This is a genomic window from Micromonospora sp. CNZ299 (genome assembly GCF_002754415.1).
The window spans coordinates 6981299-7007834 of sequence record NZ_PEFG01000001.1 but is presented as its reverse complement, the minus strand read 5'-3'; the positions used below and the strand labels follow the sequence as shown (position 1 = coordinate 7007834).

At 68.5% G+C, this 26536-nt stretch carries 30 protein-coding genes; 17 read left to right on the top strand and 13 right to left on the bottom strand.

The genetic code is table 11. From position 1 onward, the window contains the following. Positions 1-250: 250 nt before the first annotated feature. The 4 genes from CLT68_RS31675 to CLT68_RS32765 all read right to left on the bottom strand — a co-directional run bounded on the left by CLT68_RS31675 (position 251) and on the right by CLT68_RS32765 (position 2986). On the bottom strand, positions 251-994 hold the full coding sequence (locus tag CLT68_RS31675; RefSeq protein WP_099856444.1) for a DUF2637 domain-containing protein: 744 nt from the start codon (positions 992-994) through the stop codon (positions 251-253). Next, positions 991-1383 (bottom strand): hypothetical protein, encoded by a 393-nt coding sequence (locus tag CLT68_RS31670; RefSeq protein ID WP_099856441.1) that lies wholly within the window; start codon positions 1381-1383, stop codon positions 991-993. The genes CLT68_RS31675 and CLT68_RS31670 overlap by 4 nt, the downstream gene beginning before the upstream one ends. A gap of 239 nt (positions 1384-1622) precedes the next feature. After that, a complete protein-coding gene (locus CLT68_RS31660) occupies positions 1623-2222 on the bottom strand; it encodes a hypothetical protein (protein ID WP_143743300.1) in 600 nt (199 codons plus the stop codon). A 296-nt stretch (positions 2223-2518) separates the two neighbouring features. Next, a complete protein-coding gene (locus tag CLT68_RS32765) occupies positions 2519-2986 on the bottom strand; it encodes a hypothetical protein (RefSeq protein ID WP_143743299.1) in 468 nt (155 codons plus the stop codon). A gap of 276 nt (positions 2987-3262) precedes the next feature. On the opposite strand from CLT68_RS32765, the gene CLT68_RS31650 reads away from it, so the two are divergent. Then, positions 3263-3883 (top strand): hypothetical protein, encoded by a 621-nt coding sequence (locus CLT68_RS31650; protein ID WP_486482397.1) that lies wholly within the window; start codon positions 3263-3265, stop codon positions 3881-3883. A gap of 13 nt (positions 3884-3896) precedes the next feature. Here CLT68_RS31650 and CLT68_RS31645 read toward each other — a convergent pair whose 3' ends face one another. Next, entirely contained in the window at positions 3897-5084 is a 1188-nt protein-coding gene (locus tag CLT68_RS31645) for a helix-turn-helix domain-containing protein (protein WP_099856437.1), read from the bottom strand. Then, entirely contained in the window at positions 5081-5215 is a 135-nt protein-coding gene (locus CLT68_RS34065; RefSeq protein WP_486482396.1) for a hypothetical protein, read from the bottom strand. Before CLT68_RS34065 ends, CLT68_RS31645 begins: the two co-directional genes overlap by 4 nt. A 212-nt stretch (positions 5216-5427) precedes the next feature. Here CLT68_RS34065 and CLT68_RS31640 point away from each other — a divergent pair, with 212 nt between their 5' ends. The 3 genes from CLT68_RS31640 to CLT68_RS32760 all read left to right on the top strand — a co-directional run bounded on the left by CLT68_RS31640 (position 5428) and on the right by CLT68_RS32760 (position 7975). Continuing rightward, positions 5428-6276 carry a Scr1 family TA system antitoxin-like transcriptional regulator gene (locus CLT68_RS31640; RefSeq protein ID WP_099856435.1) on the top strand — a complete coding sequence of 283 codons (849 nt, stop codon included), beginning with the start codon at positions 5428-5430 and terminating at the stop codon, positions 6274-6276. After that, positions 6266-6454, top strand: a complete 189-nt coding sequence (locus CLT68_RS31635; protein ID WP_099856433.1) for a DUF397 domain-containing protein — start codon at positions 6266-6268, stop codon at positions 6452-6454. The genes CLT68_RS31640 and CLT68_RS31635 overlap by 11 nt, the downstream gene beginning before the upstream one ends. Positions 6455-6763: 309 nt before the next feature. Next, on the top strand, positions 6764-7975 hold the full coding sequence (locus CLT68_RS32760; protein ID WP_143743298.1) for a WD40 repeat domain-containing protein: 1212 nt from the start codon (positions 6764-6766) through the stop codon (positions 7973-7975). A gap of 141 nt (positions 7976-8116) precedes the next feature. On the opposite strand, the gene CLT68_RS31625 is transcribed toward CLT68_RS32760, so the two are convergent. Then, positions 8117-8944, bottom strand: a complete 828-nt coding sequence (locus tag CLT68_RS31625) for a M55 family metallopeptidase (protein WP_099856429.1) — start codon at positions 8942-8944, stop codon at positions 8117-8119. A 147-nt stretch (positions 8945-9091) separates the two neighbouring features. Here CLT68_RS31625 and CLT68_RS31620 point away from each other — a divergent pair, with 147 nt between their 5' ends. Continuing rightward, positions 9092-9325 carry a type II toxin-antitoxin system prevent-host-death family antitoxin gene (locus CLT68_RS31620; protein ID WP_199177186.1) on the top strand — a complete coding sequence of 78 codons (234 nt, stop codon included), beginning with the start codon at positions 9092-9094 and terminating at the stop codon, positions 9323-9325. Beyond that, positions 9325-9453, top strand: a complete 129-nt coding sequence (locus tag CLT68_RS31615) for a Txe/YoeB family addiction module toxin (RefSeq protein WP_099856425.1) — start codon at positions 9325-9327, stop codon at positions 9451-9453. Before CLT68_RS31620 ends, CLT68_RS31615 begins: the two co-directional genes overlap by 1 nt. A gap of 63 nt (positions 9454-9516) precedes the next feature. Here CLT68_RS31615 and CLT68_RS31610 read toward each other — a convergent pair whose 3' ends face one another. Further along, positions 9517-9948, bottom strand: a complete 432-nt coding sequence (locus tag CLT68_RS31610; protein WP_099856423.1) for a hypothetical protein — start codon at positions 9946-9948, stop codon at positions 9517-9519. Between the two features lie 82 nt (positions 9949-10030). Continuing rightward, positions 10031-10483, bottom strand: a complete 453-nt coding sequence (locus tag CLT68_RS31605) for a hypothetical protein (RefSeq protein WP_099856421.1) — start codon at positions 10481-10483, stop codon at positions 10031-10033. 241 nt (positions 10484-10724) lie between these two features. Between CLT68_RS31605 and CLT68_RS31600 the strand changes: the two genes are divergently transcribed. The 5 genes from CLT68_RS31600 (at position 10725) to CLT68_RS31580 (ending at position 15999) form a co-directional block, all read left to right on the top strand. Then, positions 10725-13496 carry a BTAD domain-containing putative transcriptional regulator gene (locus CLT68_RS31600; protein ID WP_099856418.1) on the top strand — a complete coding sequence of 924 codons (2772 nt, stop codon included), beginning with the start codon at positions 10725-10727 and terminating at the stop codon, positions 13494-13496. Positions 13497-13588: 92 nt separating this feature from the next. Beyond that, positions 13589-14308 (top strand): hypothetical protein, encoded by a 720-nt coding sequence (locus tag CLT68_RS31595; RefSeq protein WP_099856416.1) that lies wholly within the window; start codon positions 13589-13591, stop codon positions 14306-14308. A 44-nt stretch (positions 14309-14352) separates the two neighbouring features. Further along, positions 14353-15240 (top strand): hypothetical protein, encoded by an 888-nt coding sequence (locus CLT68_RS31590; RefSeq protein ID WP_099856414.1) that lies wholly within the window; start codon positions 14353-14355, stop codon positions 15238-15240. A gap of 106 nt (positions 15241-15346) precedes the next feature. Further along, positions 15347-15601, top strand: a complete 255-nt coding sequence (locus CLT68_RS34060) for a FitA-like ribbon-helix-helix domain-containing protein (protein ID WP_099856412.1) — start codon at positions 15347-15349, stop codon at positions 15599-15601. Continuing rightward, positions 15583-15999, top strand: a complete 417-nt coding sequence (locus CLT68_RS31580; protein ID WP_099856410.1) for a type II toxin-antitoxin system VapC family toxin — start codon at positions 15583-15585, stop codon at positions 15997-15999. The genes CLT68_RS34060 and CLT68_RS31580 overlap by 19 nt, the downstream gene beginning before the upstream one ends. 18 nt (positions 16000-16017) lie before the next feature. Here the strand turns inward: CLT68_RS31580 and CLT68_RS31575 are convergent, their stop codons facing one another. Continuing rightward, on the bottom strand, positions 16018-16899 hold the full coding sequence (locus CLT68_RS31575) for an AraC family transcriptional regulator (protein WP_199177185.1): 882 nt from the start codon (positions 16897-16899) through the stop codon (positions 16018-16020). 91 nt (positions 16900-16990) lie between these two features. Here CLT68_RS31575 and CLT68_RS31570 point away from each other — a divergent pair, with 91 nt between their 5' ends. From CLT68_RS31570 to CLT68_RS31560, 3 genes are all read left to right on the top strand, one after another. Then, entirely contained in the window at positions 16991-18067 is a 1077-nt protein-coding gene (locus CLT68_RS31570; RefSeq protein WP_099857863.1) for an aldo/keto reductase, read from the top strand. A 120-nt stretch (positions 18068-18187) separates the two neighbouring features. Further along, positions 18188-19384, top strand: a complete 1197-nt coding sequence (locus CLT68_RS31565) for a serine hydrolase domain-containing protein (protein WP_099856406.1) — start codon at positions 18188-18190, stop codon at positions 19382-19384. Positions 19385-19417: 33 nt separating this feature from the next. Continuing rightward, on the top strand, positions 19418-19783 hold the full coding sequence (locus tag CLT68_RS31560) for a hypothetical protein (RefSeq protein WP_099856404.1): 366 nt from the start codon (positions 19418-19420) through the stop codon (positions 19781-19783). Between the two features lie 4 nt (positions 19784-19787). Here CLT68_RS31560 and CLT68_RS31555 read toward each other — a convergent pair whose 3' ends face one another. Continuing rightward, positions 19788-20975 (bottom strand): FAD-dependent oxidoreductase, encoded by a 1188-nt coding sequence (locus CLT68_RS31555; RefSeq protein ID WP_099856402.1) that lies wholly within the window; start codon positions 20973-20975, stop codon positions 19788-19790. 82 nt (positions 20976-21057) lie between these two features. Continuing rightward, the gene (locus CLT68_RS31550; protein WP_099856400.1) at positions 21058-22002 is read right to left on the bottom strand and encodes an RNA polymerase sigma-70 factor; all 945 of its coding nucleotides are present in this window, start codon (positions 22000-22002) and stop codon (positions 21058-21060) included. Positions 22003-22116: 114 nt separating this feature from the next. Here CLT68_RS31550 and CLT68_RS31545 point away from each other — a divergent pair, with 114 nt between their 5' ends. Next, positions 22117-23274, top strand: a complete 1158-nt coding sequence (locus CLT68_RS31545) for an epoxide hydrolase family protein (protein ID WP_486482395.1) — start codon at positions 22117-22119, stop codon at positions 23272-23274. A gap of 18 nt (positions 23275-23292) precedes the next feature. On the opposite strand, the gene CLT68_RS31540 is transcribed toward CLT68_RS31545, so the two are convergent. Further along, the gene (locus CLT68_RS31540) at positions 23293-24441 is read right to left on the bottom strand and encodes a LacI family DNA-binding transcriptional regulator (protein WP_486482394.1); all 1149 of its coding nucleotides are present in this window, start codon (positions 24439-24441) and stop codon (positions 23293-23295) included. A gap of 546 nt (positions 24442-24987) precedes the next feature. Here CLT68_RS31540 and CLT68_RS31535 point away from each other — a divergent pair. Together CLT68_RS31535 and CLT68_RS31530 are read left to right on the top strand one after the other, a co-directional pair. Next, positions 24988-25635 (top strand): transaldolase family protein, encoded by a 648-nt coding sequence (locus tag CLT68_RS31535; protein WP_099856398.1) that lies wholly within the window; start codon positions 24988-24990, stop codon positions 25633-25635. A 27-nt stretch (positions 25636-25662) separates the two neighbouring features. Next, positions 25663-26373, top strand: coding sequence for an HAD family hydrolase (locus CLT68_RS31530; RefSeq protein WP_099856396.1), 711 nt, complete (start codon positions 25663-25665; stop codon positions 26371-26373). The last annotated feature ends 163 nt before the right edge of the window (positions 26374-26536 follow it).

The following is a 26536-nucleotide window of genomic DNA, read 5'->3' as shown; positions in this document are numbered from 1 at the left end:
GCCATGGGTTCTCCCTTAGCATGACTTCGAGTTGAAAGTTGATCGGAGCTGTCGCCTAGCTCGTACGTCCGTGCGAGTCCGCCACAGCCTATATCCGCCCCCACCCGAGAGTGTGCAGGGACGTACGTGAGTCGGCGTTCGCCGGCAAGCGATGTATTGCCTCGTGCCGGTACCGGCCTGGCCCAACAAATGATCACGTAGACCGATGTCGAGGCACGTCGCGACCAGAACGGCAGGTCAGCCACAGTGCTCAAGAACGAGCTGCTCGTGGTCCCGCCTCCCCGGGCTTGCCTGCAACAAGGCGTCGGACATGACGTTCGGACACGCCGGCGGCCAGGGCCAACTCGGCCAGACTGGCATGCGGACGCTCAGTACGCAGCCGAGCTACGACTTCAGCCGTCTGCTCCGGGCGCCCCGTCGTCCGCTTGTGTCGCGCGGTACGCCGCTGCGGCTGCGCCGGTAACTGACTCGCAGCCGGACCATCGGGCACCTTCGCCTGATGCGCTTCCCCCGCCTCAGCCACAGAAATGTCCGTTGGGTGCAGCTCCAGTGGTGTCGGCGCGGCGTCGGGGGCTGGCGACGCTTGATGCGAGCCGGCGACGTCTGACGTGCGGTAGTTGTTCCGTGCTGCCGGATAAGATCTGGACAGCATCTCCACGACCAGCAGCAGCGCTACTGCCGGCCAGGCAGCGACAATGCGTGCACCAAGGCTTGGCGAGGCGGCAGCAATGTTGGCCGCCATACTGGCCGCTACCCCGACCGCGAAGGCGATCCGGGCCGACCAACGCACCTTCCGGCTGGCGCGCTTATCCTCGACCATGGCAGCCGATGCGACGACGAGCATCCCGTCGACCGACAGCGGCAGCACATAGGCGACCTCGGGACGCTCACCGAACCTCGACGCCACGGCGACCATGTGACTCCAAGACGACCAGGCAGCTATTCCGGCCACCGTCACCGTGCTCACGTCTCGGGCGATCCGGGTCGGCGTCATTGGACCACCCCCAGCCCGAGCCGTCGCTCGATGGCCTGGACCTCGACGGGATCCACGGCCGGACGTCCGCCGATGTCCAGCCGCGTCTGGACATCGACCCATTGCCGCCACCGTCGGACGACTTCGCCGGCGTCGAGGCCGATCGCGTCAACGATGTCCGCCAGATGCGCGCCCGCCTGCAGGGCAGCGTGGATCCTCGCGGGTTGCCAGCGAGTCCACCAGGAAACCACCGCAGCGGACAACGCCAGCTCCGTCGAGACGTGATCGCCACCGGATTCCGCCGTCCGAACGACGGCATGGTCGTGAAGATCGAGAAGGAGCTGGAACGGGTTGATCTCTTCCGCGTCGGCGAACCGCACCGGTGGTTCGGTCGGTCGGGCCGGGATCATCGGGCACCGCCCGACCCCCGTGAGCTGGGCAAAGACAGCGGTAGCGGGTTACCGGCGATCGTGGCGGTGCGGTTCGCATGGTGGTACCTCCGGCCCACCACGTAACCCCTTGGTCAGCCATACTGTCGAATCTCGCCGGCCGGGGCCGTGAACAGCAGCGCGGCCGGCGCTCTGCGCGGCGATCGGCTCCGCCAGGAACCGGGGGAGCGGCACTGCCGACGAGGAGATCCGCTGCAGCGCTATCCGCCGCGCTTCTTCATCTCACGGAAGTGCGCGCACGGCTGCTCACTCCTGACGTGCCAGATACTCCCCACCAGAGCGATGGGGTAGTCGATCTCTCTGGTCTGGCGATCGCCCGTCTCGACCGAGAATCGCATCGACAACAGCTCACTCCCGAACGCGGTCGCGCATTCGAGGCGTAGCTCGACATTGATCAGGTCGGTGTCGCCGGGGCGTAGCAAGCGAGACTTGCCGGTGTCACGGACCAGCGCACCTGGTCCTTGCCCGGTCGCCGCACGAACCGTAATCGGCGCTTGGCTGGCGTTGGTCACTGCCAGTTGCCCGTCCAGCTGGAGAACGCCCAGGACGTCGGAACCCACGCCAGCGATGGATGCGGGGAAGGCCACGAGTGCGACCGAAGCATTTCGCTCCCGCTCCTCCCGCGAGTCCCGCAGCTCGCTCACACCAAAGCCACCAAGTGCCCCGCCGACAAGAAAGGCAGCGACGAGCCGAACGCTCATCTTCCGTCTGGTCAGGAGGCGGTCGGGAACGACGCTGCCCGCCGCTGTCGGCTGGTGGTTGTGCTCATCCAGGTCGATCACTTCGCGCTCCGCCGACATGGGGCCAGCCTAGGGCGTTCCCTGACAGCGCGTCGCCGTCGCACAGCCACCCGTACAGCCTCGGTGAACCACTGACGCCGACGTCGGCCGGACAGTTACGGGCCGGGACTGGCGCTCCGGGCAGCGCGACCCTGCAACCCGCATCCAGTTCGCAAGAGGTCGACGGGTGTGATGTCGAGAGGTCGGGGTGTTCCTCGAACAGGCCTACGTACACGTCCAGCGTCATGACCGCCGGGGCGTGCCCGAGCATCCGCTGTACCGCCTTGACGTTGGCGCCCAACTGACGCTCACACCGCTTATGCATACGGTGCGTGGTGGACGCTGCGGGACCAATGCCGCCAGAAGGGTAGCGGCAGGCAGCCGATCGGTGCTTCGCCTCCGATCTCGGTCTCTACCGAGCCATCAGCGAGCGTGACCGAGACAGCCGATCGGCCTGGAGCGAATACCTCCCGGACCCTGCCGGCGATCACCGAGCGAGCGATGTCCTGGAGCAGGGCGACATCTTCAGGGCCGGCTCCCAGTTCCCAGCGGCCGCCACGGTCACCGATCCCCAGGATGATTTCGTCGGAGAAGTCCGTCCATCCAAAGGCACGAGCATTGGGGTTACGTGGTGTGACGTCCACCGTGATCCCGCCCCCGATGCTGTCGACCTTCACAGTCGCCATCCCAGCCAGTTCCTCTGCCGACTGCCTCGCGATTTTCAGAGTTGGTGTCCGGGGCGGTTGGTCGGTGTCGGGTTCGTCCTGGCCCTGCTCATCCGTCACGCAGTCAGTCTGTCAAGGCATCAGGAATGAGGCGAACGCTGCGGTCGCCCGTCGGCCAACTGAGTTGCCCGCCGCGTGGCGGCCATCCTGTCGTCCCTAGCCGCTCTATCAGATCAAGGCGGCCCGCAAGCGGGCGGCGCCGGCCACGCGGATGGACGAACATCTTGGAAGACCTCGGGTCTCCGCCCCGAACCCAGGCCCTCTTCAGAGATGCCGACGAGGAGATCAGCTTCCCTGCCTGGTTGCTACGCTTCGCGACCTGACAGGGAGGAAGCCGTGGGCAAGTTCCTGCATCGTTTTCGCAAGGTCGACCGAAGTGAGCCTGCTGCGGGCCTCAACCCGGAAGGCGCTGCCCTCGGTATCGCGGCGTCCCGCCAGCTGAGGGAACTTCGCCACGTCGAGATTCAGCGCGGTCTGACGGATGCGGAACTTGCTCGCGTGGAGCACACCTTCGACTTTCAGTTCGCCGACGACCACCGCGCCTTCCTGGTCGCCGGGCTACCTACCGGGCCTTCCTGGCCAGACTGGCGACGAGGAGACCAGTCGACCCTCCGCGATCGCCTTGCGTGGCCTGCGGATGGCGTGTTGTTCGATGTCGAGCACAACGGCTACTGGCATTGGAGCTGGGGAGAGCGGCCCACTAACCGCCGTGAGGCTGTAGCAGCTGCCAAGCCGTACCTCCAGAACGTGCCGCAGATGGTGCCCGTGTTCGGGCACCGTTTCCTGCCCTCCGGCCGCGGCTCGTACGGGCACCCGGTCCTGTCGATGTATCAGACCGACATCATCTACTACGGCGATGACCTGGAGGACTACATCCATTCGGAGTTCGGTGGACCGGCACCGGATCGAGGCCAGGAGCCGCAGGCTACCGTCACCTTCTGGAGAGACTTCGTCTAACCGGGCGGTTTCGTCAGAGCTGGTGCCGGGTCAATCCGATGGTTGCTGCCAGACGGGTCACGTCGGCAGCAGTGGGGCCGGCGCGGAGCACTGCGGTCAGCGCCGCACGGGCGGCGGGGCGGGTTCTCGTCTCGGTAGGGGCGATGTGGTCGGCAGCGACCAGCGCCTGACCGGCGGCGCGGGCGTCGCCGAGGTTCAGGTGGGCGTGGGTGATGTCGATCAGGTGCGCGGCCCGGTGCTCGGCGGGAAGTAGATGCCAGGCGTTACCGCTGGTGACCCGTCGGTGGACCGCGACGGCCAGTTGGTGGTCGCCAAACCACATCGCGATCAGGGCACGAGCGAGGTCGACCGGGGCGGGACCGAACGCAATGCCGTCGTAGTCGCGATGCTCGCCATCGACGAGGTCAGCGGCGCGTTCGGTGAGTTCGCTCGCGGCATTGGCGTCCCCGCTGAGGGCGGCGGCGAGCGCCGCTTCGATCAGCAGGGTCCCGGTTACGCCGGACTGGCGGACGTGGGACGGTGCCAGGTCCAACTGGTGTACGGCATCGACGGCGGCGGTCATCGCCAGCCGGCCTCGCCCCAGGGCTCGCAGCGCCTGCGCGAGAGAGATCGCCGCGAGGCCGGTACGCCAGGGATCACCGGAGGCGGCGCTCATCGCCCGATCGGCGGCCAGCCAGGCCAGGTCTGCCTCGCCGAGTTTGACCAGCACCTGGGCGGCGAGCCGGTCCACCCGTACCAGCAGATCCGTGGCGTCTCCCGGCTGCGTGCGGCTATCGCAGAGCAGGTCGGGCAGCAGCCGCAGCACCTGAGGGTGGTGACCGTTGCGGTAGGCCGTCCACGCGTACCCCGCTTGGGCGTCGAGCTGAGCCAACGACGGCGCTGGCCGGCCGTCGGGTATGTCGTAGCGGGCCAGCGCCGCGCGGAGTCGTTCCACGTCGCCGCCGGTGTCGGCGACCGGGTCGCGCGCGGCCTTGCCCGCGAGCAGGACGTCGGGGGCGACGCCGAGGGCGGCGGCGACCGTCTCGATCACCGAGAGCCGGTCGAGGGTACGCACTCCTCGCTCGACTTTGTCCACCCAGCTCTTCGACCTGCGGATCCGGTCGGCGAAGACCTGCTGGCTCATTCCGCGGCGTGCCCGCAGCTCCGCCATCCGTCGTCCGATCGGCGGCTCGTTGCCGTTGCGTCGGCCGGGCCCGGTCATGGTTGCCGCTCCGCTGATGGCTCGATGGCTTCGGTGGATTCGCCGCAGCGAGGGCACCATCGCGACTTGACGCGGAAGGCGAGGAGCCCGAACAGGAAGCCCGGCACCAGGCCACCGAACACGATCGACACGACTTCAGACGCCATGCGCAGGCTCGCTTTCTGACGAAGCCGGAGACCGGAAGGTCGTCATGCCTGCAGCTCACGCTGTGGTGAAGCTCCGTGGCCGACAGTCATCAGAGTTGCGCATCATGTGATGCAAAGCAAGGCAAAGGGCATGATCGACACTCCGAGCATGTGATCCAAGGCAAGTGAAAAGGCGAGACGAGGTGCAGAATCACGACATGCCTCGATTTACGCCAGCGACACCGCGCTCTCGGCGACTGGGCCGGGAGCTACGCAAGCTCCGCGAAGCCAAGGAACTGACCGGCGAGGCCGCGGCGGCGATCGTCGACTGCTCACCGTCCCGGATCAGTCGGATCGAGTCGGGCGAGATCAGACCTCGGGTCGGCGACGTCATGGAGTTGCTGGTCGCGTACGGCGTCAAGATTGACGAGGAGCCAGGGACCTCGCTGCTCGATCAGGCGCGCGGTCTGCGGGAGGATGGCTGGTGGCAGCGCCTCGGTGGCAAGTACGCCACCTACATCGCGTACGAGATCGAGGCGGTGGAGCTCAAGAACTTCGAGCCGATGCTCGTGCCCGGTCTACTGCAGACCGAGAGCTATGCCCGCGAGGTCAACGTCATCGGCCGGGAGACTGACCAGGCGACGATCGACCAGCGGGTTTCTGCCCGGATGACCCGGCAGGAGGTGCTGCGCCGGAAACCGACTCCGCTACGGATGCACGCCATCCTCTCCGAGGCGTCGCTGCGCACCGAGGTCGGCGGCCCGGACGTGCTGCGTGAGCAACTCGATCACCTGGTCACCTTGAGTCGGCTGCCGAACGTGACGATCCAGGTGCTGCGCTTCGAGGCCGGCGCCCACCTGGCGGACAGCAGCGGCTTCGCCCTGCTCAGCTTTGAGCGGGACGAGCCGCCACTGGGCTACATCGAAACCCTGGCAGGCGAGCTGTTCCTTGAGTCGAGCCGTGACCTGGCGCGGCTGTCGGCGGCGTACGACAATCTGAAGACGCTGGCGATGTCGCCCGCTGAGTCGATCAAGTTCGTCAAGGAGTTGAGCGCGCATGGAACGTAACGCCTGGCGCAAGTCGAGCCGCTCCGGCAGCAACGGCCAGTGCGTGGAGGTGCGCGACCGGGCTGCGGCAGTTGACGTGCGCGACTCGAAGTCGCCCGACACCGGGATGCTGAGCTTCGAGCCCGCCGCCTGGGATGCGTTCGTCGACAGCATCAAGGCGGACACCTGTCGTCCCTGAGAGCGCGTTTGGTTTGTGGGTTGGTCGGGTGTGTCGAACAGTGGGTCCGGTCGATGGCCTCAGCTGGTCGGTAGGCAGGCATGGATCGGGTGCGGCCGTAACCCTCTGACCTGGCCGACGCCGAGTGGGAGATCATCGAGTCGATGCCACCGTGGCGTGCTCCGCCGCCACGCCCGAGGCGAAGCCGCCACCCGCCAACAACGCCTCATCTTCAACACACCCGCCTGACAGCAATGTCAAACGCGCTCCAACGGAAATGCTCTGCAACCGGAGCTCGGTCGAGAATGCAGTTCCGCTACGTTGTCCCGCATGGATGCTTCAGGGCAGATCCCGAAGACACCCGGCAGGGGCGAGAATCCCGCGGGCGGCGGAGGCGGGCACACCGACGCTGTTCGGGACCTCACCGCCGGGCGTTGGGAAGGTCGCACAGTGTTCGCCTCGGGCAGCGACGACCGAACCTTGCGGCTCTGGGAGGCGGCCACGGGACAGCCGCTCGGCCATGCGCTCACCGGACACGCGGGCAGGGTCAGATACGTGGCCTTCGCCGGACCGCACCGCGATATTCTCGTCACGGGTGACGACAGCGGTGTGGTGTTGCGTTGGCGCTCCGACGCCGGTGTCCCGAGGAGCGAGTCCCTCGCGCGGCTGGAGAGCAGGATCGTCGGGCTCGGGGTGGCCACTGTGGACGGCCGAGCGCTGGTGGGTGTCGGGACCGGAGACGGGGCGGTGCGAATCATCGACGCCGTCACGGGCGAGCACCACGCCGAGGTGCGTGTCGACGCGGGGTGGGAACTAAACCGCGCGGACATCGGCGTGCTGGACGGGCGATTGGTGGCGCTGACCATCGCGCGCGACCCCGCCGTGTACCGGCCCAGTCTGGCGACGTTGACCATGTGGGACGTCGCCTCCGGTCGTCCGCTGTACGAGCCCGGCGGCGTGCCCGAGGAGACCGAAGGCCTCGGGACTTTCGCGACACTGGACGGCCAGCTCGTCGCCATTCGGGGGATCGACCCCTACCACGATTTCGGCGACGGAGTAGACGTCGACGATGAACAGAAGCTCGACCGCAGTGAGCAAGAGTTCGACGAAGAGGACGAGGACGAGGACGAGGACGAGGACGAGGACGACAATCCTTACCAGTCCGAGTATTTCCTGGAAGAGACCGACGACTTCTGGGTCGTGGACGTCGCCACGCGCAAGGTGTTGAAGGAATACCGTAGGCCACCGGCCGGGGCAAGTGTGGCGACCTTTGCCCGTTCCGGGCGCAGATTCGTGGCGTTGGTGCCGTTACTAACGGTCGTCAACGTCATCGACGCTGGCGTCGGGGCCGAGTCCGGGAGGCTCGACGAATTCCAGTACACCGGGCACAGTGCGAATGTCTGCTGCGTCGCGGCGGCCGAGGTGGACGGACGCACGATCGTGGCCTCCGGTGACAGTACGGGCAATCTGCGCTTCTGGGACCTGGACACCGTTGAGCGGTCGCCACACCCGCGTAGGAGCCTGCCTTTCCAGAACTCCTGACTTTCCGGTCTCCGGAGCGCACGCGGTCGGCGTGACCGCTTGCCGTGGACCGGCGGCACCGCATGCGGCAGTGGCAAAGATCGAGTCGCAGCCGTTGTGGTGCTGCGGCTCAGGCCATTGCTCGCAAGTCCGCTTCACGCCTCAGCTGGGCTTGATGCTCGCGAGTTGGACGAGCAGCGAAATCAGCCGGTAGGCGTCGCCGAAGTCACCGGCCTGGAAGGCGACCGTTCGGCCGCCACCGACGCGGGTCACGCCCGGCACCAGAACTGCGAGGTCAACCATGTAGGGGCCGTACAGATCGACCTCGACGTCCAGCGGCCCGGCCATCTTCAGTGCGGGAATCGATCCGCGCTGTGTGATCGCATCAGCGGCGGCGCGGCGCAGCCGCTCGCGTGCCTCCTGCGGGTGCAGGGCCACCGCGGCGGCCTGACCCAGGGACTGCTTGACGGCGACGGTGACCGCCGAGGGCACCAGCTCGCTGAACTCCGCACAGGCGCTGTCGTCCCCGCTGAGCAGAACGACGGGCACGGCCAGGTGTCCCGCCAGGGCGGCGTTGAGGCCGATCTCGCCCAGCGAGCGTCCACCCATCCGTACGTCGAGGATGCTGTCACTTATCGTGTGCGCCAGCACGGCAGGCCCGGCACCGGCCCGAGCGTGATAGCCGATGAACAAGACAGCATCGGTCTGCTCGTCCAGCCCCGCGAGCATGCCCAGCGGGCGGGGTTTGCCTCGCACGAGACGAGCACGCCGGTCGAGATCCTCCGGCAGGAGGTTCCGAAACGTCCCGTGTGCGTCGGCGACCCACACCACGGCGTCGGGTTCGGCGTCGAAGACGCCCGCAATCACCGCGTTCGCCTCGGCCGTCATCAAGGCCCGGCCGCGCTCGTAGTCGTAGCGATCCGGATTCGTCTCGGTGGGATGCACGATCCCCGAGATGCCTTCCAGGTCCACCGAGATCAATGCCTTCATGAAGCTGGGACCCTACGCGCTCCTGGCACAACGGTCGACCTCGCGTGACGCAGGCGCGACGGTCGGTGCTTCTCGGCTCAACTGTGTTGATCATCGGACACATCTACCGCCTGAGGCACAATCTTCTGTACTTATCCGGAGGTGGTCATGCGGACCGTGAATTTCACCCAGCTTCAGCAGAATCTGGCCGCCGAGCTCGACAGCGTCGTCAACGACGCAGAGGAAATGGTGGTGACCCGGTCAGGCCACGAGCCGGTGGTGATCGTGCCACTCGCGGAGTACGAGTCGATGAAGGAAACCGAGTACCTCCTGCGCAGCCCCAGCAACGCAGCCGCCCTCCGTCGATCGATGGCAGAGCTGGAGGATGGTGACGCGACGTGATGCGCAACGGGTACGAGTTGTCCGGCTTCTGGTCCCGCCGCATTGATCGTGAACACCGGCTGGTGTACCGGATCACCAAGGAAGACGTCGAGATCATCGCCTGCAGGTATCACTATGGTGACCGATAGCGGCACCCCCACCGGTCGTCCAGGCGATCGTGACGAGCGTCGTCAGTTGAGAGGGAGCCGCACCTATGAGCGGTCCAGGGGAGGGAGGTCCACATAATCGCCGAACGGCTCGACGGATCCATCCCAACCGTTCCAACCCTGCTGGGTGACCTGCCCGTCGGCGTAGGTGTATGACCAGCGGGCCCCGTCCTCACCCTCGATCTGGACGGTTCCCGAGCGAACGAACGGCGCGATCGCGACGTAGAAGGCCGTCGCCCGGTTCGACCATTTGGGATCGCCCTCGTCGTCGTGCCCGAACTCGATCCAGTCTCCGTCGCGGATGATTGAGGCTCTGGCCACCTCCGCCAGGTCGACCAGCGTGCCGTTCGCCGGGAACGCATCCGGCTCGTACCAGTCACCTCGTCCAGCCATGGCCGTCTGGACAGCGGCGACCGCAGCGCCGTCCTCCGACTCCGGGAGGTTCAGACGACCTGACGGCATCACCGTGTATCCCACGCCGCGCACCCTACAACGGTCGATGTCCACCCCGCCGCAGCCCCCAGGTCGAAGTGGTGACACCGCCTGGTACGAGTCGGCCTCAGCCGATGTTGAGCAGCAGAACCTGGTCCTCGCGGAGGTCGGAGATGCAGTCGCGCAACAGTCTCAGCGTGTCCAGACCCGCCATGCCGCTTTCCTCGAAGCCCATCTCCATCTCCTCGAAGTGGGCGGCCACCTCATCCTCGCGGTGCGCGCTGGGATCAAGCTGATCCAGTAACCGCCGGGCTGGAGTGATGAGCATGGTCAGGCCGTACACGCTGTTGATGGCCTCCGACTCGGCATTAAACTCCGACGGCTCCAGGTCGATGCCGCGCTCCTCCAGATAGGTCAGGACGTAGAGCATGCAGTAGCCGGACCAGTCGTACTCCTGCCGCGCCCTGCCCCCGTGTTCCGCCAGGTACGAGTGGAGCGACGACGGCGATGTGCGGGCCAGGCGGGCAAGCTCGGTGACGCTGCCCCTGGGGACCAGGGTCAAGGACGCGATCGCAGACACCACACTCTCCCTCGTACGACTCTGCCGCCGCAGCTTCCAGTCAGCTCGCCGGGCAGGCTACTGGGAGGGAGCGACACCGCTTCGAGCATGGGTTCCGGACAGGACGCGTGGCGAGACGTGGTCGACGCCGCAGCGGCAGGTACACCGGCTGACGAGCCGGCTCAGCCGTTGATCGTGTCCATTGCGCGACGAAGAGATCGAGGTTGCCGGGCTCCGGATTTAGCCTGATTCGGTGATTTCGATGGCTGGCACGGGCGTACGCGTCAGGCTGCTCGGGCCGGTGGAGGTGATCGTCGCTGGCAGTCCGCAGGCGGTGAACGGTGTGCGCCGCAAGGCGGTACTGGCGACGTTGGCGCTGCACGTGGGCCGGGTGGTGAGCGTGGACCGGCTCATCGACGTGGTCTGGGGTGAGCAGTTGCCGGCCACCGCGACGAACACGTTGCAGCGCCACGTCTCCTACCTACGCGGGGTGCTCGGCGAGCCCGGATCGATCGTGGCGCGTCAGCCCGGTTACGTGCTCGACACCGGGCCGGATTCCACTGACGTCCAGGCCGCCGAGCGCCTCATCGAGCTGGCTCGGCGTGCGACGGACCGCAACGAGCAGGTGAAGCATCTGACGGCCGCGGTGGCGCTGTGGCGGGGCCCACCGCTGGCCGACGTGGCAGGGTCGGCCTGGCTTGAGGAGCAGGCGGACCACCTGGCACGCCTGCGGTTGGAGGCCGAACGATCGCTCGCCGAGGCCCGGTTGTCCGTCGGTGAGCACGCGGGGTTGGTCCCCGGGTTGGAACGGCTCGTCCGGCAGCATCCCTTCGACGAGCACCTGCACGCGCAGTTGATGCTCGCCCTGTATCGCGACGGCCGACAGGGTGAGGCGGTCGCCACGTACCGGCGGCTGCGCGACACCCTCCGGGAAAACCTCGGCATCGACCCGAGCCCGCGGCTCCGGGATCTGGAGTGCGCCATCCTGCGCCAGGACACCGCGATCGCCGCACCCGCCCCGGCCGCGGCGGCACAACCGCCGGTTGCGGCGCAACTGCCTCCTCCCGTACCAACGTTCACCGGGCGCGACGCGGAGCTGGCCGCCCTTGACGCGCTGGTCGACCGGGGCGGCGCCGTGGTGGTGTCCGGGACCGCGGGCGTCGGCAAGACCGCACTTGCCGTGCACTGGGCGCACCGGGCGGCCGAGCGTTTCCCCGACGGGCAGCTCTACGTCAACCTGCGCGGCTTCGACCCGGCGGCCACACCGACCGACCCGGCGCGAGCGCTGCACGGGTTCCTGGAGGCGCTCGGTGTGCCGGTGTCACGGATGCCGAGCGACAGGGACCCGATGGTGAGCCTGTACCGCACGACGGTGGCCGGCAAGCGCCTGCTGGTGGTGCTGGACAACGCGCGCGACGCGGAACAGGTCCGGCCGCTGCTGCCCGGTTCACCCGACTGTCTGGCGATCGTCACCAGCCGCGACCAGCTCCTCCCACTGGTCGTCACCGAGAGCGCCCAACCGGTGCCCCTCGACCTGCTGAGCCCTGGCGAAGCCCGAGACATGCTGGCCCGCCGACTCGGGGCGGGCCAGATCGCCGCCGAACCCGGCGCGGCCGACGAGATTGCCGAACGGTGCGCGCGGCTGCCGATCGCCCTGGCCATCGTCGCGGCCCGAGCCGCCACCAACCGGCACTTCTCGTTGGCGGCGGTCGCCGGTGAGCTGGGCGATCTGGGCGCCTTCCACGGCGGTGACGAGGCCACCGACGTCCGGGCGGTCTTCTCCTGGTCGTGCCGGACACTCAGCCCGCCGGCGGTCCGGCTGTTCCGGCTGCTGAGCCTGCATCCCGGCCCGGACGTCTCCGTCCCGGCTGTGGCCAGCCTGGCCGGGATCACCCCGCAGGCGAGCGGTCCGCTGCTGACCGAGCTGACCCGGGCGAACCTCCTGACCGAGCACACGTACGGGCGTTACGCGTTCCACGACCTGCTGCGCGCGTACGCCGCCGGCCTCGCCGACGAGGCTGAGGCACCGGCCGAGCGCGACGCCGCCGTCCACCGACTGCTCGACCACTGCCTGCACACCGCACACGCGGCCGACCTGGCACTGCACCCGCACTTCAGCGACATCAGCCTCCCGCCACCGCGAGCGGGCGTGACGCCGGAACGGCCCAAGAACAAGTTGGCCGCCACGGCGTGGTTCACCGCCGAGATTCCCGTTCTGCTCGCGGCCGTGCCACTGGCGGCGCGGACCGGGTTCGAGGGCCACGCCTGGCGGCTCGCCTGGACCATGGCCGGCTTCCTGCACCGGCAGGGGCACTGGCAGGACTGGCTGGGCACGCAACGCATCGCTCTGGCCGCCGCGTCCCGCATCGGCGATCAGACCGGGCAGGGCCACGCGCACCGCAGCCTCGGTCTCGCCTGTTCAAGGCTTCGACGGTACGACGAGGCCGACGACCACCTGCGCCGCGCGCTCGACCTGTTCACCGACGTCGGCGACGACGCCGGGCGGGCACACACCTGCCTGAACCTTGGCCAGCTGGCGGAGCGACAGGGGCAGCACCACCAGGCACTCGACCATTCCCGACGGGCGCTGACCCTGTTCCGGCGGGCCGGAAACGAGGCCGGGCAGGGGTACACCCTCAACGCGGTCGGTTGGCAGGAAGGACTGCTCGGCAACTACGGCCGTGCCCTTGAGTCGTGCGGCGAGGCGTTGAGAAAGTTGCAGGAGGTGGACGACGTGCAGGGACAGGCCGACACGTGGGACAGCCTCGGCCACGCCCATCACCAACTCGGCGACGACCGGCGGGCCATCGCCTGCTACGAGCACGCACTCGACCTCTTCACCCAGGTCAACGACCGGTACGCGGAAGCCAGCACGTACGTCAACCTCGGCGGCAGCCACCGGGCCCTCGCCGATGTCGGTGCCACCCGGGTGGCGTGGCGTCGGGCCCTGAGCATCCTCGACGAGCTCGGCGACGCCGACGCCGACGCGATCCGTGCCGACCTGGCACAGCTCGACGCCAGTCGACTCCACTGACGTACCCCCGCTTTCAGCGCCGTTTCCGGGCCGCTTCAGCGCGGCCCGCCACTCTTCGGACACCAGATTCTTTCCGAGGAATGGAGCGTTCGATGAAGCGTTTGGCACACCGCCTCGCGGTGATCGGGGTGGTCAGCGGGACGGTGCTGGCCATGTCCTCCGCGGCCGTGGCCCGGCCCGACAAGCCGCCGACAAAAGGCACCGACTGCGTGGTCCAGCACGTCGACGAGCGCGGCGGAATCGTCCGCACCGAGACCGAGCCTGAGGGCCGGGAGCACGGCCAGTTCCGCTGTGAAGGCGGGCAGTGGACGTTCGCGTGGGACCCGTTCGGGGCGGACGACATGATCAGGGTCGGCGAGATCCAGGTCGATCCGGCCGGTGCCGTCTCGGCCCGGCGGTTCACCGGTCCCGCGCTCGGCAACGACCTCACGGTGGGCGAGATCGCCACCATCGCCCAGGCCGTCAGCGGCAGCCGAGAGGTGCTGATCGACCGCGCGATCGTGGCGGTCGACGACGGCAAGGAGCGGACCCCGGAGCAGATCGAGGCGCTGCTGGCCGGCAAGGACGACACCGGCGTACGGGTGCTGGACATCATCGAGAAGCCGAACGCCGCCATGTCGACGAAGGACGTCATCGACGAGGCCGGCGGCACCCCTGAGTCGACTGTCGTCTACTTCAGCATCTGGGGCGCGATCAAGTCGGTGTTCGCATGGATCGTGGACACGATCGGCGACATCGGCGAGTGGATCGACGACCACTGCGACCTGGGATCCCCGAACGACTTTGGCGACGTGGTCACGTGTCGCTGGTAGCCCGTTCGACCCCGCCGAAAACCGATCACCGAGATGAGGACAGGATGACAACTCTGCGGGACATCACCAGGCGCGCCACCATCGTCACGACCGCCCTGATCGTCGGGCTGACCGCTTCGTACGCTCCGTCGCAGGCCGCCGAGGGTGAGGCCCGGACGACGGTCACCGACCACCCCGGTGCGCCGGGGACGATGCTCCAACGGTTCGAGGACCTCACCGGCCGGCCCGTCGGCGACCTGGACAAGGTGCTGGCCGTCGACGCGGGAGGCCGGGATCTCACCAGCGACCAGCTTGCGGCGCTTGTTGCCGGCGAGAAGGTCGACGGCGTCAAGGTTGTGGGCACGATGCCGGGCGGCCGGGACATCCTCGGCACGACCATGGCCGACCTCGCCGACGGCGCGTACGACGGCAAGGGTGGCACCGCGACAGGGACCACGTCGCTGATCTTCGCCTCGTCGGTGCCCGGCGGTCGAGACTGGTGCCTGACCATGTGCGTCGCGTCGGGCAAGTCCGTCTGGGAATGCCTGCTGTCGCGCCGGACGGGCGAACCGGTCATCACCCTCGACCTTGGCGGCGACACCACGATCGGCGGGACGAAGGCGGCCTTCGAGAAGGCCAACGGAGTCACAGTGGATGGCCCGTACGCCGTGGAGACACTGGTCGGCGAGCGCGAGCCCTCGGCGAAGGACGTCGAGATGCTCCTCGACGGCAAGGACGTCGACTCGCTGCGCCGGGTGGCGACGGTGCAAGGACCGGACCCGGGGTGGGCGTTGGCCGACATCGCCGAGAACTCCGGAGTCGTGTACGCGAAGACGAAGGCCCACATCTTCACCGTCAGCCTTCCTCTCCTCGGGAAGCTCCTGGTGGTCTGCATCTCCCAGGATGGCGGGAAGACCTGGAAGTGCTCGGCCCGCCAGTGGGACGGGTTCTAGCGGCTGGGCGCCGAGAACCCCGCTCCGCCTCGACCTTTCCGGTGCAGGCGGAGCGGGATTCCGCGTCTTCCAGAGCACCAAGGGATGCTGCATGCATAATGCATGCATGGTTGCTCTTCAGATTCGGGACGTGCCGGAAGAAGTACGAGACGCTCTGGCGGCCCAGGCAAAGGCACGTGGCCAGTCACTCCAGACGTATCTGTTGGAACTGGTGGAGACGCAGGCTCGACGTCTCCGCAACACGGCCGCCCTTGATCGCTTCGCCGGCCGATCGGACGGTGCTCGCTCCCTGCCGGGCGAGAGTGCCGCGGAGTTGAGCGAGCAGCGGGAGCAGCGTGGGCCATGGGGAAGCGCGGCGTGATAGTCGTGGATGCGTCGGTCCTGTCCGACGCCCTGGTGGATGACGGGCCGGTAGGGGACGCGGCGCGAGCGGAATTGACCGGAGATCCGCACTGGGCCGCGCCAGGCCATCTCCTGGTCGAAGTCATGTCGGTGATCGAAGGCAAGGTCCTCGGTGGGAAACTCGGCCTGGCCCGGGCTCAGGAGGCGATCGACATCCTGCCGTCACTGGTCATCGACGAGGTTGGCGTCCCGTTTCTGCTTGACCGGATGTGGCAGTTGCGCGGCAACGTCACGGCGTACGACGCGGCGTATGTCGCGGCAGCGGAGTTGATGGCCTGTCCACTCGTAACCGGTGATGGTCGGCTCGCGAAGGCCAGCGGCGTTCGCTGCGAGATCCGATTGCTCGCGGCGTCCTGACAGTCAGGCGAGGCGCCCTCACACGTCGGCGAGCTGCGCCGGGTCGACGCGGGACAGGCGGGCCGCGTCCTGTCCCGGTGGGAGCCCGAACAGTCGCCGGTATTCGCGGCTGAACTGCGACGCGCTCTCGTAGCCGACAGCGAACCCGACGCCCGCCACGTCACCGGGCTCGGCCAGCAGTCGGGCCCGTGCCTCCTGGAGCCGAATCAGTTTCTGGAACTGAATGGGTGTCATGGTCGTGACGGCCCGGAAGTGGCGGTGCAGCGACGTCACGCTCATCCCGGCGGCGCGCGCCACGTCCTCGACGCGGAACAGGTCGGCGTGATGCTCGCGGATCCAGCGGATCGCCCGTTCGATCTGCACGACGTTGCCGTCGCCCAGCCCGATCTGCCGGACCGTGCCACCCTGCTCGCTGGTCAGCAACCGCCAGACGAGTTCGCGTTCCACCCCCGCCCACAGCACGCGCTGGTCGTCGGGGCGGTCGAGCAGTCGCAGCAGCCGCACCACCACGTCGAGCAGGTCGTCGCTCGCGGTGCTGACCGCTATGCCCGCCACCGGCTCGCCGCGCGACGGTGGAGTCTCCAGCAGAAGCTCCGCGATCAGTGGCGGGCGCAGAGCGAGGCCCAGCACCAGGTACGGCGTGGCGGGGCTGGCCTCGCTGACGTGGGCGATCACCGGGAGCTCCGTCGACGCGACGACGAACTGCCCGGCACCGTACGAGAAGACCCGTTCGCCCAGTACCGCGTACTTCGCGCCCTGTGCGATCAGAGCGAAGACCGGCGCGGACTGCGACGGCATCGGTTCGGTGGGGGAGTCGCTGCGGTGCAGGACGAGGCCGCCCGGTGCGGGTCGGCCGGCGTGGCGCAGCACCAGGTCGCGGATCTCGGGCAGCGCGCTCATGGGGCTCATCCTGCCGACTTTGGCAGGATCGGGCAACGCGCTGCCAGTTCTGATCTACCCGGTCGGAGGCCCGCAGGTGTGCACTGGGGGCATGCCACTCGACAGTTTCATCACACTGGGCCGCTCTGGCCTGCGTATCAGCCCCTACACCCTGGGCGCGATGACCTTCGGCGATGACCATGGCTGGGGTGCCCCGGTCGACGAGTCCGAGGCGATGATCACCGAGTACCTGGAACGTGGCGGCAACTCCATCGACACCGCCAACATCTACACCAACGGGCACTCCGAGAAGATCATCGGCGACTACCTGGCCGCTCGGCCTGGGCTACGCGACCGGGTTGTCCTCGGCTCCAAGTTCTTCGGCAACCTGTTCGCCGGCGATCCCAACGGTGGCGGCGCCGGGCGCAAGGCCGTGGTCGCCCAGGCCGAGGAGTCGCTGCGCCGGCTGCGCACCGACTACCTGGACATCTACTGGCTGCACAACTGGGACCGGGGCGTCCCGGTCGAGGAGACGCTGCGAGCCCTCGACGACCTCGTCACGGCCGGCAAGATCCGGTACGTGGGCCTGTCGGACCTGCCCGCGTGGAAGGCGGCCGAGGCGCAGGTCGTCGCACACTTCCGTGGGTGGACGCCAGCGATCGGGATGCAACTCGAATACTCGTTGCTCGAACGGACGGTCGAAGGGGAACTCATCCCGATGGCGGCCGAGCACGGTCTCGGCGTACTGCCGTGGAGCCCGCTCAAGAGCGGCTGGCTCTCCGGCAAGTTCGTCCGTGGAAACAGCGCCGTCGACACGACACGTGCCGGACTGGTGGGCAGTCCCGCGGAGCGTGACTGGCAGGTGATCGACGCGCTCCACGAGGTCGCGAGGGATGCCGAGGTGACACCGGCGGCAGCGGCACTGGCCTGGGTCGGCGCCCGGCCGGGAGTCAGCTCGGTGCTGATCGGGGCGCGACGCCTCGATCAACTCAAGATGAACCTGGCCGCGGTGGACGTGCGGTTGTCGCCGCAGCAGACGGCACGACTCGACGAGGTGTCGACACCGGCGCTCAACTTCCCGGCAGACAACAACCGTTACCTCGCGCCGAGCCTCGCCTTCGCTGGCGCGACGGTCGACGGCCGGCCGAGCGAGGCGTCACCCTTTGTCGGGGGCCAGGTCAGGTACTGATCACCGGCCAGCCGGGGTAGCGCAGGCTGTACCGAAGGAGGGCAGCAGGAGGGATCGTCCAGGTATCGGACTTCTTGAACCATTGATGGTGTCAAGCGTTTCCGATACCGAGGAGTCATCATGCTCGTGACACCGAACGATCCCTCCCGCCGCCGTCGCACCGTGCGGATGGCCGCCGCCGCGTTGGCCGCCGTCACCGTCGGCGCCGCCCTGACCGGCCCTTCGGCATTCGCCGACACCGCCCGGCGCGACGGCCCGCGCGACGTCGTGCAGCGACAACTGGACGGCCTGGTCAGCGAGAGCGGCTTCCCCGGCGTACTCGCCTCAGTGCGGGGGGCCGGCGGGCGGGTCCGGGACTACACCGCCGGTGTCGGTGACCTCCAGACCCGCCGCCCGGTTCCCCGCGACGGCCAGGTCCGCGTCGGCAGCAACACCAAGAGCTTCACCGCGGTGGTCGTCCTGCAACTGGTGGGCGAGGGCCGCATCGACCTGGACGCCACTGTCGAGCACTACCTGCCCGGGGTCGTGCGCGGCAACGGCAACGACGGCGGCAGGGTCACCGTACGACAGCTGCTGCAACAGACCAGCGGTCTGCCGGACTACGACGACGTGCTGTTCACCAGGTCGCAGGACCTGATCGACAAGAGCCACTCGTACTACGAGCCGCGTCGGCTGGTGGACGCGGCTCTCACCGGCGCGCCGCACTTCGCGCCGGGGGAGAAGTGGGAGTACAGCAACACCAACTACGTCCTCGCCGGGCTCGTCGTCGAGCAGGTCACCGAACGTCCGATCGGCGAGGAGATCACCAACCGCATCATCAGGCCGCTCGGTCTGCGCGACACCTACTGGCCGGGCGTCGGGGAGCAGCGGCTCCGTGGCACCCACCCTCACGGCTACGTCGCGGTGGCGCCTGGCGCGCCGTGGGTGGACGTCACCGAGATGGACCCGTCCCTGGGCTGGTCCGCCGGCCAACTGGTGTCGACGCCGGACGAGCTGCGGACCTTCTTCGACGCGCTGGTCGGCGGCAGGTTGCTCAAGCCCGCGCAGCAGACGGCCCTGATGACCACCGTGCCCGCGCCCGGGTTCGAGCCGGCCGGGGAGTACGCGTACGGGCTTGGTGTCGCCCGGTACGAGCTGCCCTGCGGCGGCTACGCCTGGGGTCACGGCGGTGACATCCAGGGCTTCGAGACCCGCAACCTCGCCACCAGGGACGGCCGGAGCGCCGTCGTCGCCGTCACCGGCCTGCCGACCAGCGAGCAGATGCTCGGCGCGGTGAACCGGAGCGTCGAGACGGCGCTGTGCGCCACCGACCGCTGACCTGGACGCGCATGCCGGCGCGGACCGATTCGGGTGGATCAGCCGCTCCGACGGCCACCACGGACCGCTGCGGCGTCCGTGGTGGAGCGCGTGGTCAGTGTGCTCGACTCAGCCCTGCGACGACCACCTCGACCAGCCGGCGAGCGTCGTGGCGGGGATGGCCGGATCCGGCGCAGATGCTCCCGACGCGCCGCCATCTTCAGTGAGGTCACCGGCCGGGCGGTCACCGCGCCCGTGCTCACCCCGCAGCAGGCCGTCGAGCGCGGCCTGCTGCCCGCCATGGTCAACGCGGTGGAGCAGATCAACGAGAACGGCAGCCCCGCCCGACCGGAGATGACCCGCGCCCTCGGCCTGCCCACCACCGATTTCCGTACGTGGGCGCGTCGGACGTTCTCCTGACGCCTCACGACATCGTTGTGACAGTCTCCGTCCGGGTCGCGGCGATGCGCCGGCGGCGCACCGGGTAGAGCACCGGGTGCGAGATCTGCCAGGCCGCGCCCTTGCAGACGACCTCCTTGTAGCGGGCCGCCAGCCTTCCAGCGAGGAAGGACGGCTTGGCCCTGTCGTCGGCGGTCACGTACTGGATGATGCCGTCGCGGCGGCCGAGGCTGATGCACTGGTTGAAGTAACGCAGCGGGGCCTTGGGGAACTTCTCCCGACCGGCCAGCCGCGCGGCGATGGCGTCGGCGGCCTGCCAGGCCATCGGGATGCCCGAGGCGCAGGACATCCGCAATGGCTTGCCGCCAGCGCCTTCGGCGAGTCCGGCGTCGCCCACCGCGTACACCTCGGGGTGTGAGACCGAGCGCATCGAGGCGTCGACGATGATCTGGCCGGTCGCCCCGACCGTCAGGGTCGTGGCGGCGGCGATCGGGTGGACGGCGAAGCCGGTCGTCCAGACGGTCACCTGGGCCGGGATCACCCGGGCGTCGGCCGTGACCGCAGCGGTCGCCTCGACCCGTGCGATGTCCGCGTGCTCGTGCACGGTGATGCCGAGCCGGTCGCAGACCCTCCGCAGGTGCTGCTGCGCCTTCTCGTTGAGCCAGTCACCGAGGACGCCACGGGCGGCGATCGCGACGTCGAGGTCCGGCCGGGCCTCGGCGATCTCGGTGACCGCCTCGATGCCGGTGAGACCCCCACCGACGACGAGCACGGTCCCGCCGGCCGAGAGTTGGTCGAGGCGGTCGCGCAACCGCAGCGCCGACGGCCTGCCGGCGATGTCGTACGCGTGCTCCGCGACGCCGGGAACGCCATGGTCGGCGGCGGTGCTGCCGAGGGCGTAGACGAGGGTGTCGTACGCGATCTCGTCGGTGCCGTGCTCGTCGGCGAGCGCGACGGACCTGCGGTCGGCGTCGACGGCGGTGACCCGCGCCAGTCGCAGCGTGACGCCGGTGCCGGCGTAGACCTTGCTCAGCGGGCGGCGCTCGGGGTCCTGCCCGGTGGCGACCTGGTGCATGCGGACCCGCTCGACGAAATCGGGGTCGGCGTTGACGACGGTGATCTCGGTGTCGTCGGGGTGCAGTCGCTTGGCGAGACGCCCGGCGGCGACGGCTCCCGTGTAGCCGGCTCCGAGGACGACGATGCGGTGCTTCATGGTGTCACTCCTGTCTCGGCGGTGGTCGCTTCCTGAACCGGACAGCGACGTGATTCCTGACAGGCGCCGGCTATGACCTGGGTCACCACACGTGCATGAGGGGTTCGCCGTGGTCGGCGGCGGACCACTGACGGGTGGCGCGGACGAGCTTGTCGGGGTTGACCTGGGTGTGGATGGCCGCGACCCCCTCGGGCGTCACCTCCAGGGACATGACACCGATGACGCGGTCGTCCATCACGACCACCGCCGCCGGACTGCCGTTGACGACCGCGACGTACAGGGCGGGACTGCCGCCGATCAGGTCCCGCTTGACGTCGGCGGGCTTGAACAGGCCGCGCAGGAACTTCGCCACCGCCAGTGCCCCGGAGAACGGCGTGGTCCGGGCCGGGATCTTGCCGCCGCCGTCACCGGTGCTCGTCACGTCGTCGGTGAGCAACTCGACCAGCCGCTGGATCTCGCCGTGCTGGGCCGCCGTGAGGAACTCCGCGACGATCTTCCGCGCGGTGGCCTGGTCGACCTCCGCGCGGGCCCGCTCGGCGGCGACGTGCTGCTTGGCGCGCCGGTAGATCTGCTGGCAGTTCGACTCGCTGAGGCCGAGGATCTCGCCGATCTCACCGTGCGAGTAGCCGAAGGCCTCCCGCAGCACATACACCACACGCTCGTTGGCGGACAGCCGCTCCAGGAGGGTGAGCACCGCCATCGAGACCGATTCGCGCTGTTCGGCGGTGTCGAGCGGGCCGAGCATCCGGTCCCCGGCGAGAACCGGCTCGGGCAGCCACGTGCCCACATAGGTTTCCCGCCTGGCCCGTGCCGAGGTGAGCTGGTTGAGGCACAGGTTGGTGAGCACCTTCGTCAGCCACGCCTGGGGTGTCTCGACCCGTTCCCGGTCGGCGGCCTGCCAGCGTAGGAACGTGTCCTGAACGGCGTCCTCGGCGTCGCTGGCCGAGCCCAGCAGGCGATAGGCGATCGCCTCCAGGCGGGCCCTGGAGTGCTCGAACAGCTCGACCTCGTCCGGACTCAGCCGCATGGCTCGACAGTTAACCACGCAGGCGACCGCCCCGGCGGATCGACGGCGTACACGAATCCCGATCCGGGCCGGTGTCGTCAACGCCAGCAGAGCCCGGGTCGATATGTTCGCTTCATGCCCATCGACATTCAGCCCTACCGCGTGCACGTGCCGGAGTCCGAGCTGAATGAGCTGCGCGGACGACTGGCACGCACCCGTTGGCCGGAGGCGGCGACCGCACCAGGCTGGACCCAGGGCATTCCTCTGCAGGAGATGCGGAGTCTGTGCGGGTACTGGGCCGAGAAGTACGACTGGCGGGCCGCCGAGGCACGGCTCAACGCGGTACCGCAGTACCTCGTCAGCGTGGACGGACTCAAGGTGCACCTTCTGCACGCCCGGTCCCCGCATCCGGGTGCGATGCCGCTGATCCTCACCCACGGCTGGCCCGGCTCGATCCTGGAACTCGTCGACCTGATCACGCCACTCACCGACCCGGTGTGCGTCGGCGGTCGCGCCGACGACGCCTTCGACGTGGTGATCCCGTCGCTGCCCGGCTACGGCTTCAGCACCAAACCTGCGAGCCCTGGCTGGGGCATCGAAAGGACCGCCGCCACGTGGGCACAGATCATGGCCGCGCTCGGCTACACCCGCTACGGCGCGGCCGGCAGCGACTGGGGCACCAGCATCTCCAGCATCCTCGGGGCACTGGACGCCGAGCACGTGGCCGGCATCCATCTCGTCCCGCCCCTGGCCGGCCCGGACCCGGCCGACGACGGAGACCGCACGGACGCGGAACAGGAGGCCCTGGCGCGACTGCGCGAACGGGGTGAGTCCAGCTCGGCGTACTCCGACGTCCACCGCACCGCCCCGCAGACCATCGGCTACGCCCTGACCGATTCACCTGTCGGCCTGTGCGCGTGGATGGGCGAGAAACTGCTCACCTGGACCGACCCCGCTGACGGATCCGGCGGCCTCACCCGAGACCAGATCCTCGACCAGGTGACGCTGTACTGGCTGACCGGCACCGGGGCATCCTCAGCACGGCTGTACGCGGAAAGTATCGACCAGGTCTCGGCCTGGGTCGACGGCGAGGACATCGTGCCGGTACGCGTACCCGTCGGTGCGTCGATCTTCCCGGCCGAGATTCCCCGGCCCTCCCGACGGTGGGCTGCCCGCCGCTACCCGAACATCCGGTACTGGAAGGAACACGACCGTGGCGGGCACTTCCCGGCTCTGGAGGTCCCGGAGCTGTTGGTCGCGGACCTGCGGGCCTTCTTCCGGCTCCTGCGGTAGGCCCGCACCCGGGAATGGTCACGCCGGCGGCGGTGCGGTGCTCTCCCGGATGACCAGCTCGGCGGGGAACACGAGCCGACGCGGAGTGTGCGTCGTGCCGCTACGGGCGTCGGCGATCGCCGCCTTCAACGCGGCGGTCGCCGCCCGGCCCTTGGCCTCGACGTCCTGATGTACGGTGGTCAGCTTCGGCTGGAGTCGGACCGCGAGCGAATTGTCGTCGAAGCCGACGACGGACAGTTGGTCGGGGACGCGGATTCCCAGGTCGTCAGCGACCTGCAGGACCATGTGCGCGATGGCGTCGGAGAAGCAGAGGACGGCGGTCGGCCGGTCCGGGCGATCAAGGAGCAAGCGTGCCCCGACGCGGATCTGCTCCGGGTCGGTCGCGGGCTGGCGCACCACCATCGGGTGGATGCCGGCGGCGTCGAGCGCGTCGCGCCAGCCCAGCAGCCGCTGAATCGCCGCGTAGCCGTCGATCGTGATCTCGTCCGGGTCGATCACGCCGTGCGGGCCGTGCAAACCGGACATGAGCAGACCGATCTGTCGATGCCCCAGCTCGATGACGTGTTGTGCGGCGGCACGGGCCCCGGACCGGTCCTCGACGTTGATGCAGGAGAACACGTCGACCGGCTGCTGGTCCACGTACACCAAGGGCAGCCGGCGCCGCATGAGGTAATCCAGCGCGGGCGACGTGGGATCGCACGAGTAGATCAGGGCGCCGTCCATCGCGACGTCCCGTGCGGGGATGACATCTCCGCTGTCGGATGACGTCAGCAGCGTCAGTGCCAGACCGGTGGGGGCGAGTTCCTCGGCGATGGCGCCGAGGAATCTGGTGGCGACCAGGTCGGTGAAGGCGAATCGTAGGGACGAGGTGAGCACGAGGCCGACGGCACCCGCGGTCCCCGTCGCCAGGGTGCGGGCTGCGGGATCCGGACCGACGTAGCCGAGGTCGTCAGCGGTCGCGAGGATCCGTCGCCGCAGGGGAGCGGAGAGCTGATCAGGCTTGGAGAAAGCATTGGACACGGTCATCCGGCTCACGCCGACCCGGTCGGCGATGGTCTGTAGTGTCACCCGCTCCCCCACGCCCACCCCCCACGGAGTCTCCCGCCGCTGGACGCTCGTGTCGGCCGTGGTCGGGAGCCGGCGGTGGTGCCCGACCGGTGAGGTCACGCAGCTGCACACCATCGACAAGTGCCACGGTACCAGCGCCCGGACCTGGAGAGCGGGGGGCGAACGGTCGACCTGGTGGGGGTCCGTCCGGGATACCACGACCTGCTTGGCTTTACCGGTCTAGTAGCATTTGACTGTACCGGTCGAGATATGTGGCATCTGCGCTCGGCGAACACCTCCCCGTGCGAGCTGGTCGGAAGGTTTTCGGGACATTTAACAACCCAGAAACAACCCGGGGTTGAGTCCTACTGGCAACGCCTTGTTTCCGGTATGTTGCGCGGAGATCTCCGCCCTGCTGGGAGGGTATGGGCGTTTTTTTTGAGAAGTTTAGGCGTTTTTATCCCAGTTCAAATAGCGAAAGACGCCTCCAGGAATTCATCGCCACCCCTCGTGTGCAGGAGCATCACTGTCAATGCAGGCCGTTGCGCGCCCAAGATCGCTTTGCGCGGTCAGAGATCACGTGTTCTATTGGTCAAGCGCCCAAACGGAATGGTTTAAGAACCCTGCGGACGGGTGACTCTCCACCGCAAATGCGAGGAGCCTGCGATGCCCATCTATCTCGACTCGGGTGACCCGGAGGATGTCCGGGATGCCGTGGAGAACGGTCTCATCCACGGCGTCACCACGAACCCCACCCTGCTGCGCCGGGTCACCGACGACCCACTGCGACACTGCTCCGACCTCTTGGCCAAGACCGACCAACTGGAACTCTTCTATCAGCCCACCGGGGCGTACACCGACCCTCAGGCCGAAGCCTGGGCCGCCTGGCGACTGGACCCGGAGCGGATCACGCTGAAGCTGATGTCCACCCCGGACGGTGTCGCACTGGCCCGTCGGCTGGTCGACGGCGGCGCGCGGGTGGCGCTCACCGCGGCGCAGAGCCCGAACGCGATGATCCTCGCCGAGGCGATCGGCTGCGTGGCGGTCATCCCGTACGTCGACCGGGCCTGGCGGGACCAGCGCACCGAGACCCACCTCGTCCGTTCCCTGGCCGAACTACGCCGAGGCGCGACCCGGATCATCGCCGCCTCGGTGAAGAACCCCGGCCAGGTCGTCCAGGCCTACCGCGATGGAGCCGACGCGGTGACCGCGCCGCTCGACGTCCTCCGGACCCTGACCGGGGATCCGGCGGCGCAAGAGGCGGAGAGCGCCTTCACCGCCGAGTACGCCGACGTCGTACTGCCCTTGCCCTGACAGATTCCCAGCACGGGGGTGCCAGCAATGCCCGAAGAGAAATACGAGGCGGTTCTGTTCGACATGGACGGCGTCGTGGTCGACACGGAGCGCACTGTCGTCGCGTTCTGGCAGGACCTCGCCCGCGATCACGGTTTCGTGATCAGCGACGAGGACCTTGACGAGCACGTCTTCGGCCGGCACGCCGAGCACACTCTCCGCGTGCTCTTTCCCGCGATCGCCGCCGGCGAGCACGGACCGATCTACGAGCGACTGCGGGTCAACGACCAGACTCTGCGGTATTCGGAGATACCGGGAGCCTCCCGCCTGATCGGTGAACTACGTGCCGCGGGAGTGCCTGTCGCTCTAGTCACCGGAGCTCAGGACTGGAAGGCGATCGCCGTTCTCGACCAGCTCGGCCACACCGACTCCTTCGACGTCCAGATCCGCGCCGACGACATCCCGGTGGGTAAGCCGGACCCAGCCTGCTATCACCTCGCGGCGCGGCGCATCGACGTCGCCATCGAACGATGCGTGATCTTCGAGGACGCGTTCAGCGGTGTGACGGCAGCGGTCTCGGCAGGCGCCACCTGTGTGGGCATCGGCCCACCCCGGCGCGAGGCCCGACTCAGGGAGATCGGCGCCCTGACCGTCGTGCCGGACTTCCGGGACACCCGCTACGAACCGGCCAACGACCAGTTGCGGATCGGCGATTACACCACTCTGCCATTCGCGCGGGTAGGCGCACGCACCCCGTAAGGCGCGCCCCGTCCCTCCGAACAGTCCTCAGACCCCACTCGGCGGCAATGCTCCGCCGACGGTCCACCCTGCCTGGAAACGGTGCCATGTCTGGTCTGCTCAACCCTCCCACGACGCATGAGGAGCCACCGCCCGGCGTCGAGTCCCCCCGCGAACTCGTCCT

Excerpts from the sequence above, each read along its gene's own strand:
- CLT68_RS31675 (WP_099856444.1), bottom strand. The coding sequence starts at position 994 with ATGACGCCGACCCGGATCGCCCGAGACGTGAGCACGGTGACGGTGGCC.
- CLT68_RS31670 (WP_099856441.1), bottom strand. The coding sequence starts at position 1,383 with ATGATCCCGGCCCGACCGACCGAACCACCGGTGCGGTTCGCCGACGCG.
- CLT68_RS31660 (WP_143743300.1), bottom strand. The coding sequence starts at position 2,222 with ATGTCGGCGGAGCGCGAAGTGATCGACCTGGATGAGCACAACCACCAG.
- CLT68_RS31645 (WP_099856437.1), bottom strand. The coding sequence starts at position 5,084 with ATGACCGGGCCCGGCCGACGCAACGGCAACGAGCCGCCGATCGGACGA.
- CLT68_RS31640 (WP_099856435.1), top strand. The coding sequence starts at position 5,428 with ATGCCTCGATTTACGCCAGCGACACCGCGCTCTCGGCGACTGGGCCGG.
- CLT68_RS31635 (WP_099856433.1), top strand. The coding sequence starts at position 6,266 with ATGGAACGTAACGCCTGGCGCAAGTCGAGCCGCTCCGGCAGCAACGGC.
- CLT68_RS32760 (WP_143743298.1), top strand. The coding sequence starts at position 6,764 with ATGGATGCTTCAGGGCAGATCCCGAAGACACCCGGCAGGGGCGAGAAT.
- CLT68_RS31625 (WP_099856429.1), bottom strand. The coding sequence starts at position 8,944 with ATGAAGGCATTGATCTCGGTGGACCTGGAAGGCATCTCGGGGATCGTG.
- CLT68_RS31620 (WP_199177186.1), top strand. The coding sequence starts at position 9,092 with ATGCGGACCGTGAATTTCACCCAGCTTCAGCAGAATCTGGCCGCCGAG.
- CLT68_RS31615 (WP_099856425.1), top strand. The coding sequence starts at position 9,325 with ATGCGCAACGGGTACGAGTTGTCCGGCTTCTGGTCCCGCCGCATTGAT.
- CLT68_RS31600 (WP_099856418.1), top strand. The coding sequence starts at position 10,725 with ATGGCTGGCACGGGCGTACGCGTCAGGCTGCTCGGGCCGGTGGAGGTG.
- CLT68_RS31595 (WP_099856416.1), top strand. The coding sequence starts at position 13,589 with ATGAAGCGTTTGGCACACCGCCTCGCGGTGATCGGGGTGGTCAGCGGG.
- CLT68_RS31590 (WP_099856414.1), top strand. The coding sequence starts at position 14,353 with ATGACAACTCTGCGGGACATCACCAGGCGCGCCACCATCGTCACGACC.
- CLT68_RS34060 (WP_099856412.1), top strand. The coding sequence starts at position 15,347 with ATGGTTGCTCTTCAGATTCGGGACGTGCCGGAAGAAGTACGAGACGCT.
- CLT68_RS31580 (WP_099856410.1), top strand. The coding sequence starts at position 15,583 with ATGGGGAAGCGCGGCGTGATAGTCGTGGATGCGTCGGTCCTGTCCGAC.
- CLT68_RS31575 (WP_199177185.1), bottom strand. The coding sequence starts at position 16,899 with ATGAGCGCGCTGCCCGAGATCCGCGACCTGGTGCTGCGCCACGCCGGC.
- CLT68_RS31570 (WP_099857863.1), top strand. The coding sequence starts at position 16,991 with ATGCCACTCGACAGTTTCATCACACTGGGCCGCTCTGGCCTGCGTATC.
- CLT68_RS31565 (WP_099856406.1), top strand. The coding sequence starts at position 18,188 with ATGCTCGTGACACCGAACGATCCCTCCCGCCGCCGTCGCACCGTGCGG.
- CLT68_RS31555 (WP_099856402.1), bottom strand. The coding sequence starts at position 20,975 with ATGAAGCACCGCATCGTCGTCCTCGGAGCCGGCTACACGGGAGCCGTC.
- CLT68_RS31550 (WP_099856400.1), bottom strand. The coding sequence starts at position 22,002 with ATGCGGCTGAGTCCGGACGAGGTCGAGCTGTTCGAGCACTCCAGGGCC.
- CLT68_RS31545 (WP_486482395.1), top strand. The coding sequence starts at position 22,117 with ATGCCCATCGACATTCAGCCCTACCGCGTGCACGTGCCGGAGTCCGAG.
- CLT68_RS31535 (WP_099856398.1), top strand. The coding sequence starts at position 24,988 with ATGCCCATCTATCTCGACTCGGGTGACCCGGAGGATGTCCGGGATGCC.
- CLT68_RS31530 (WP_099856396.1), top strand. The coding sequence starts at position 25,663 with ATGCCCGAAGAGAAATACGAGGCGGTTCTGTTCGACATGGACGGCGTC.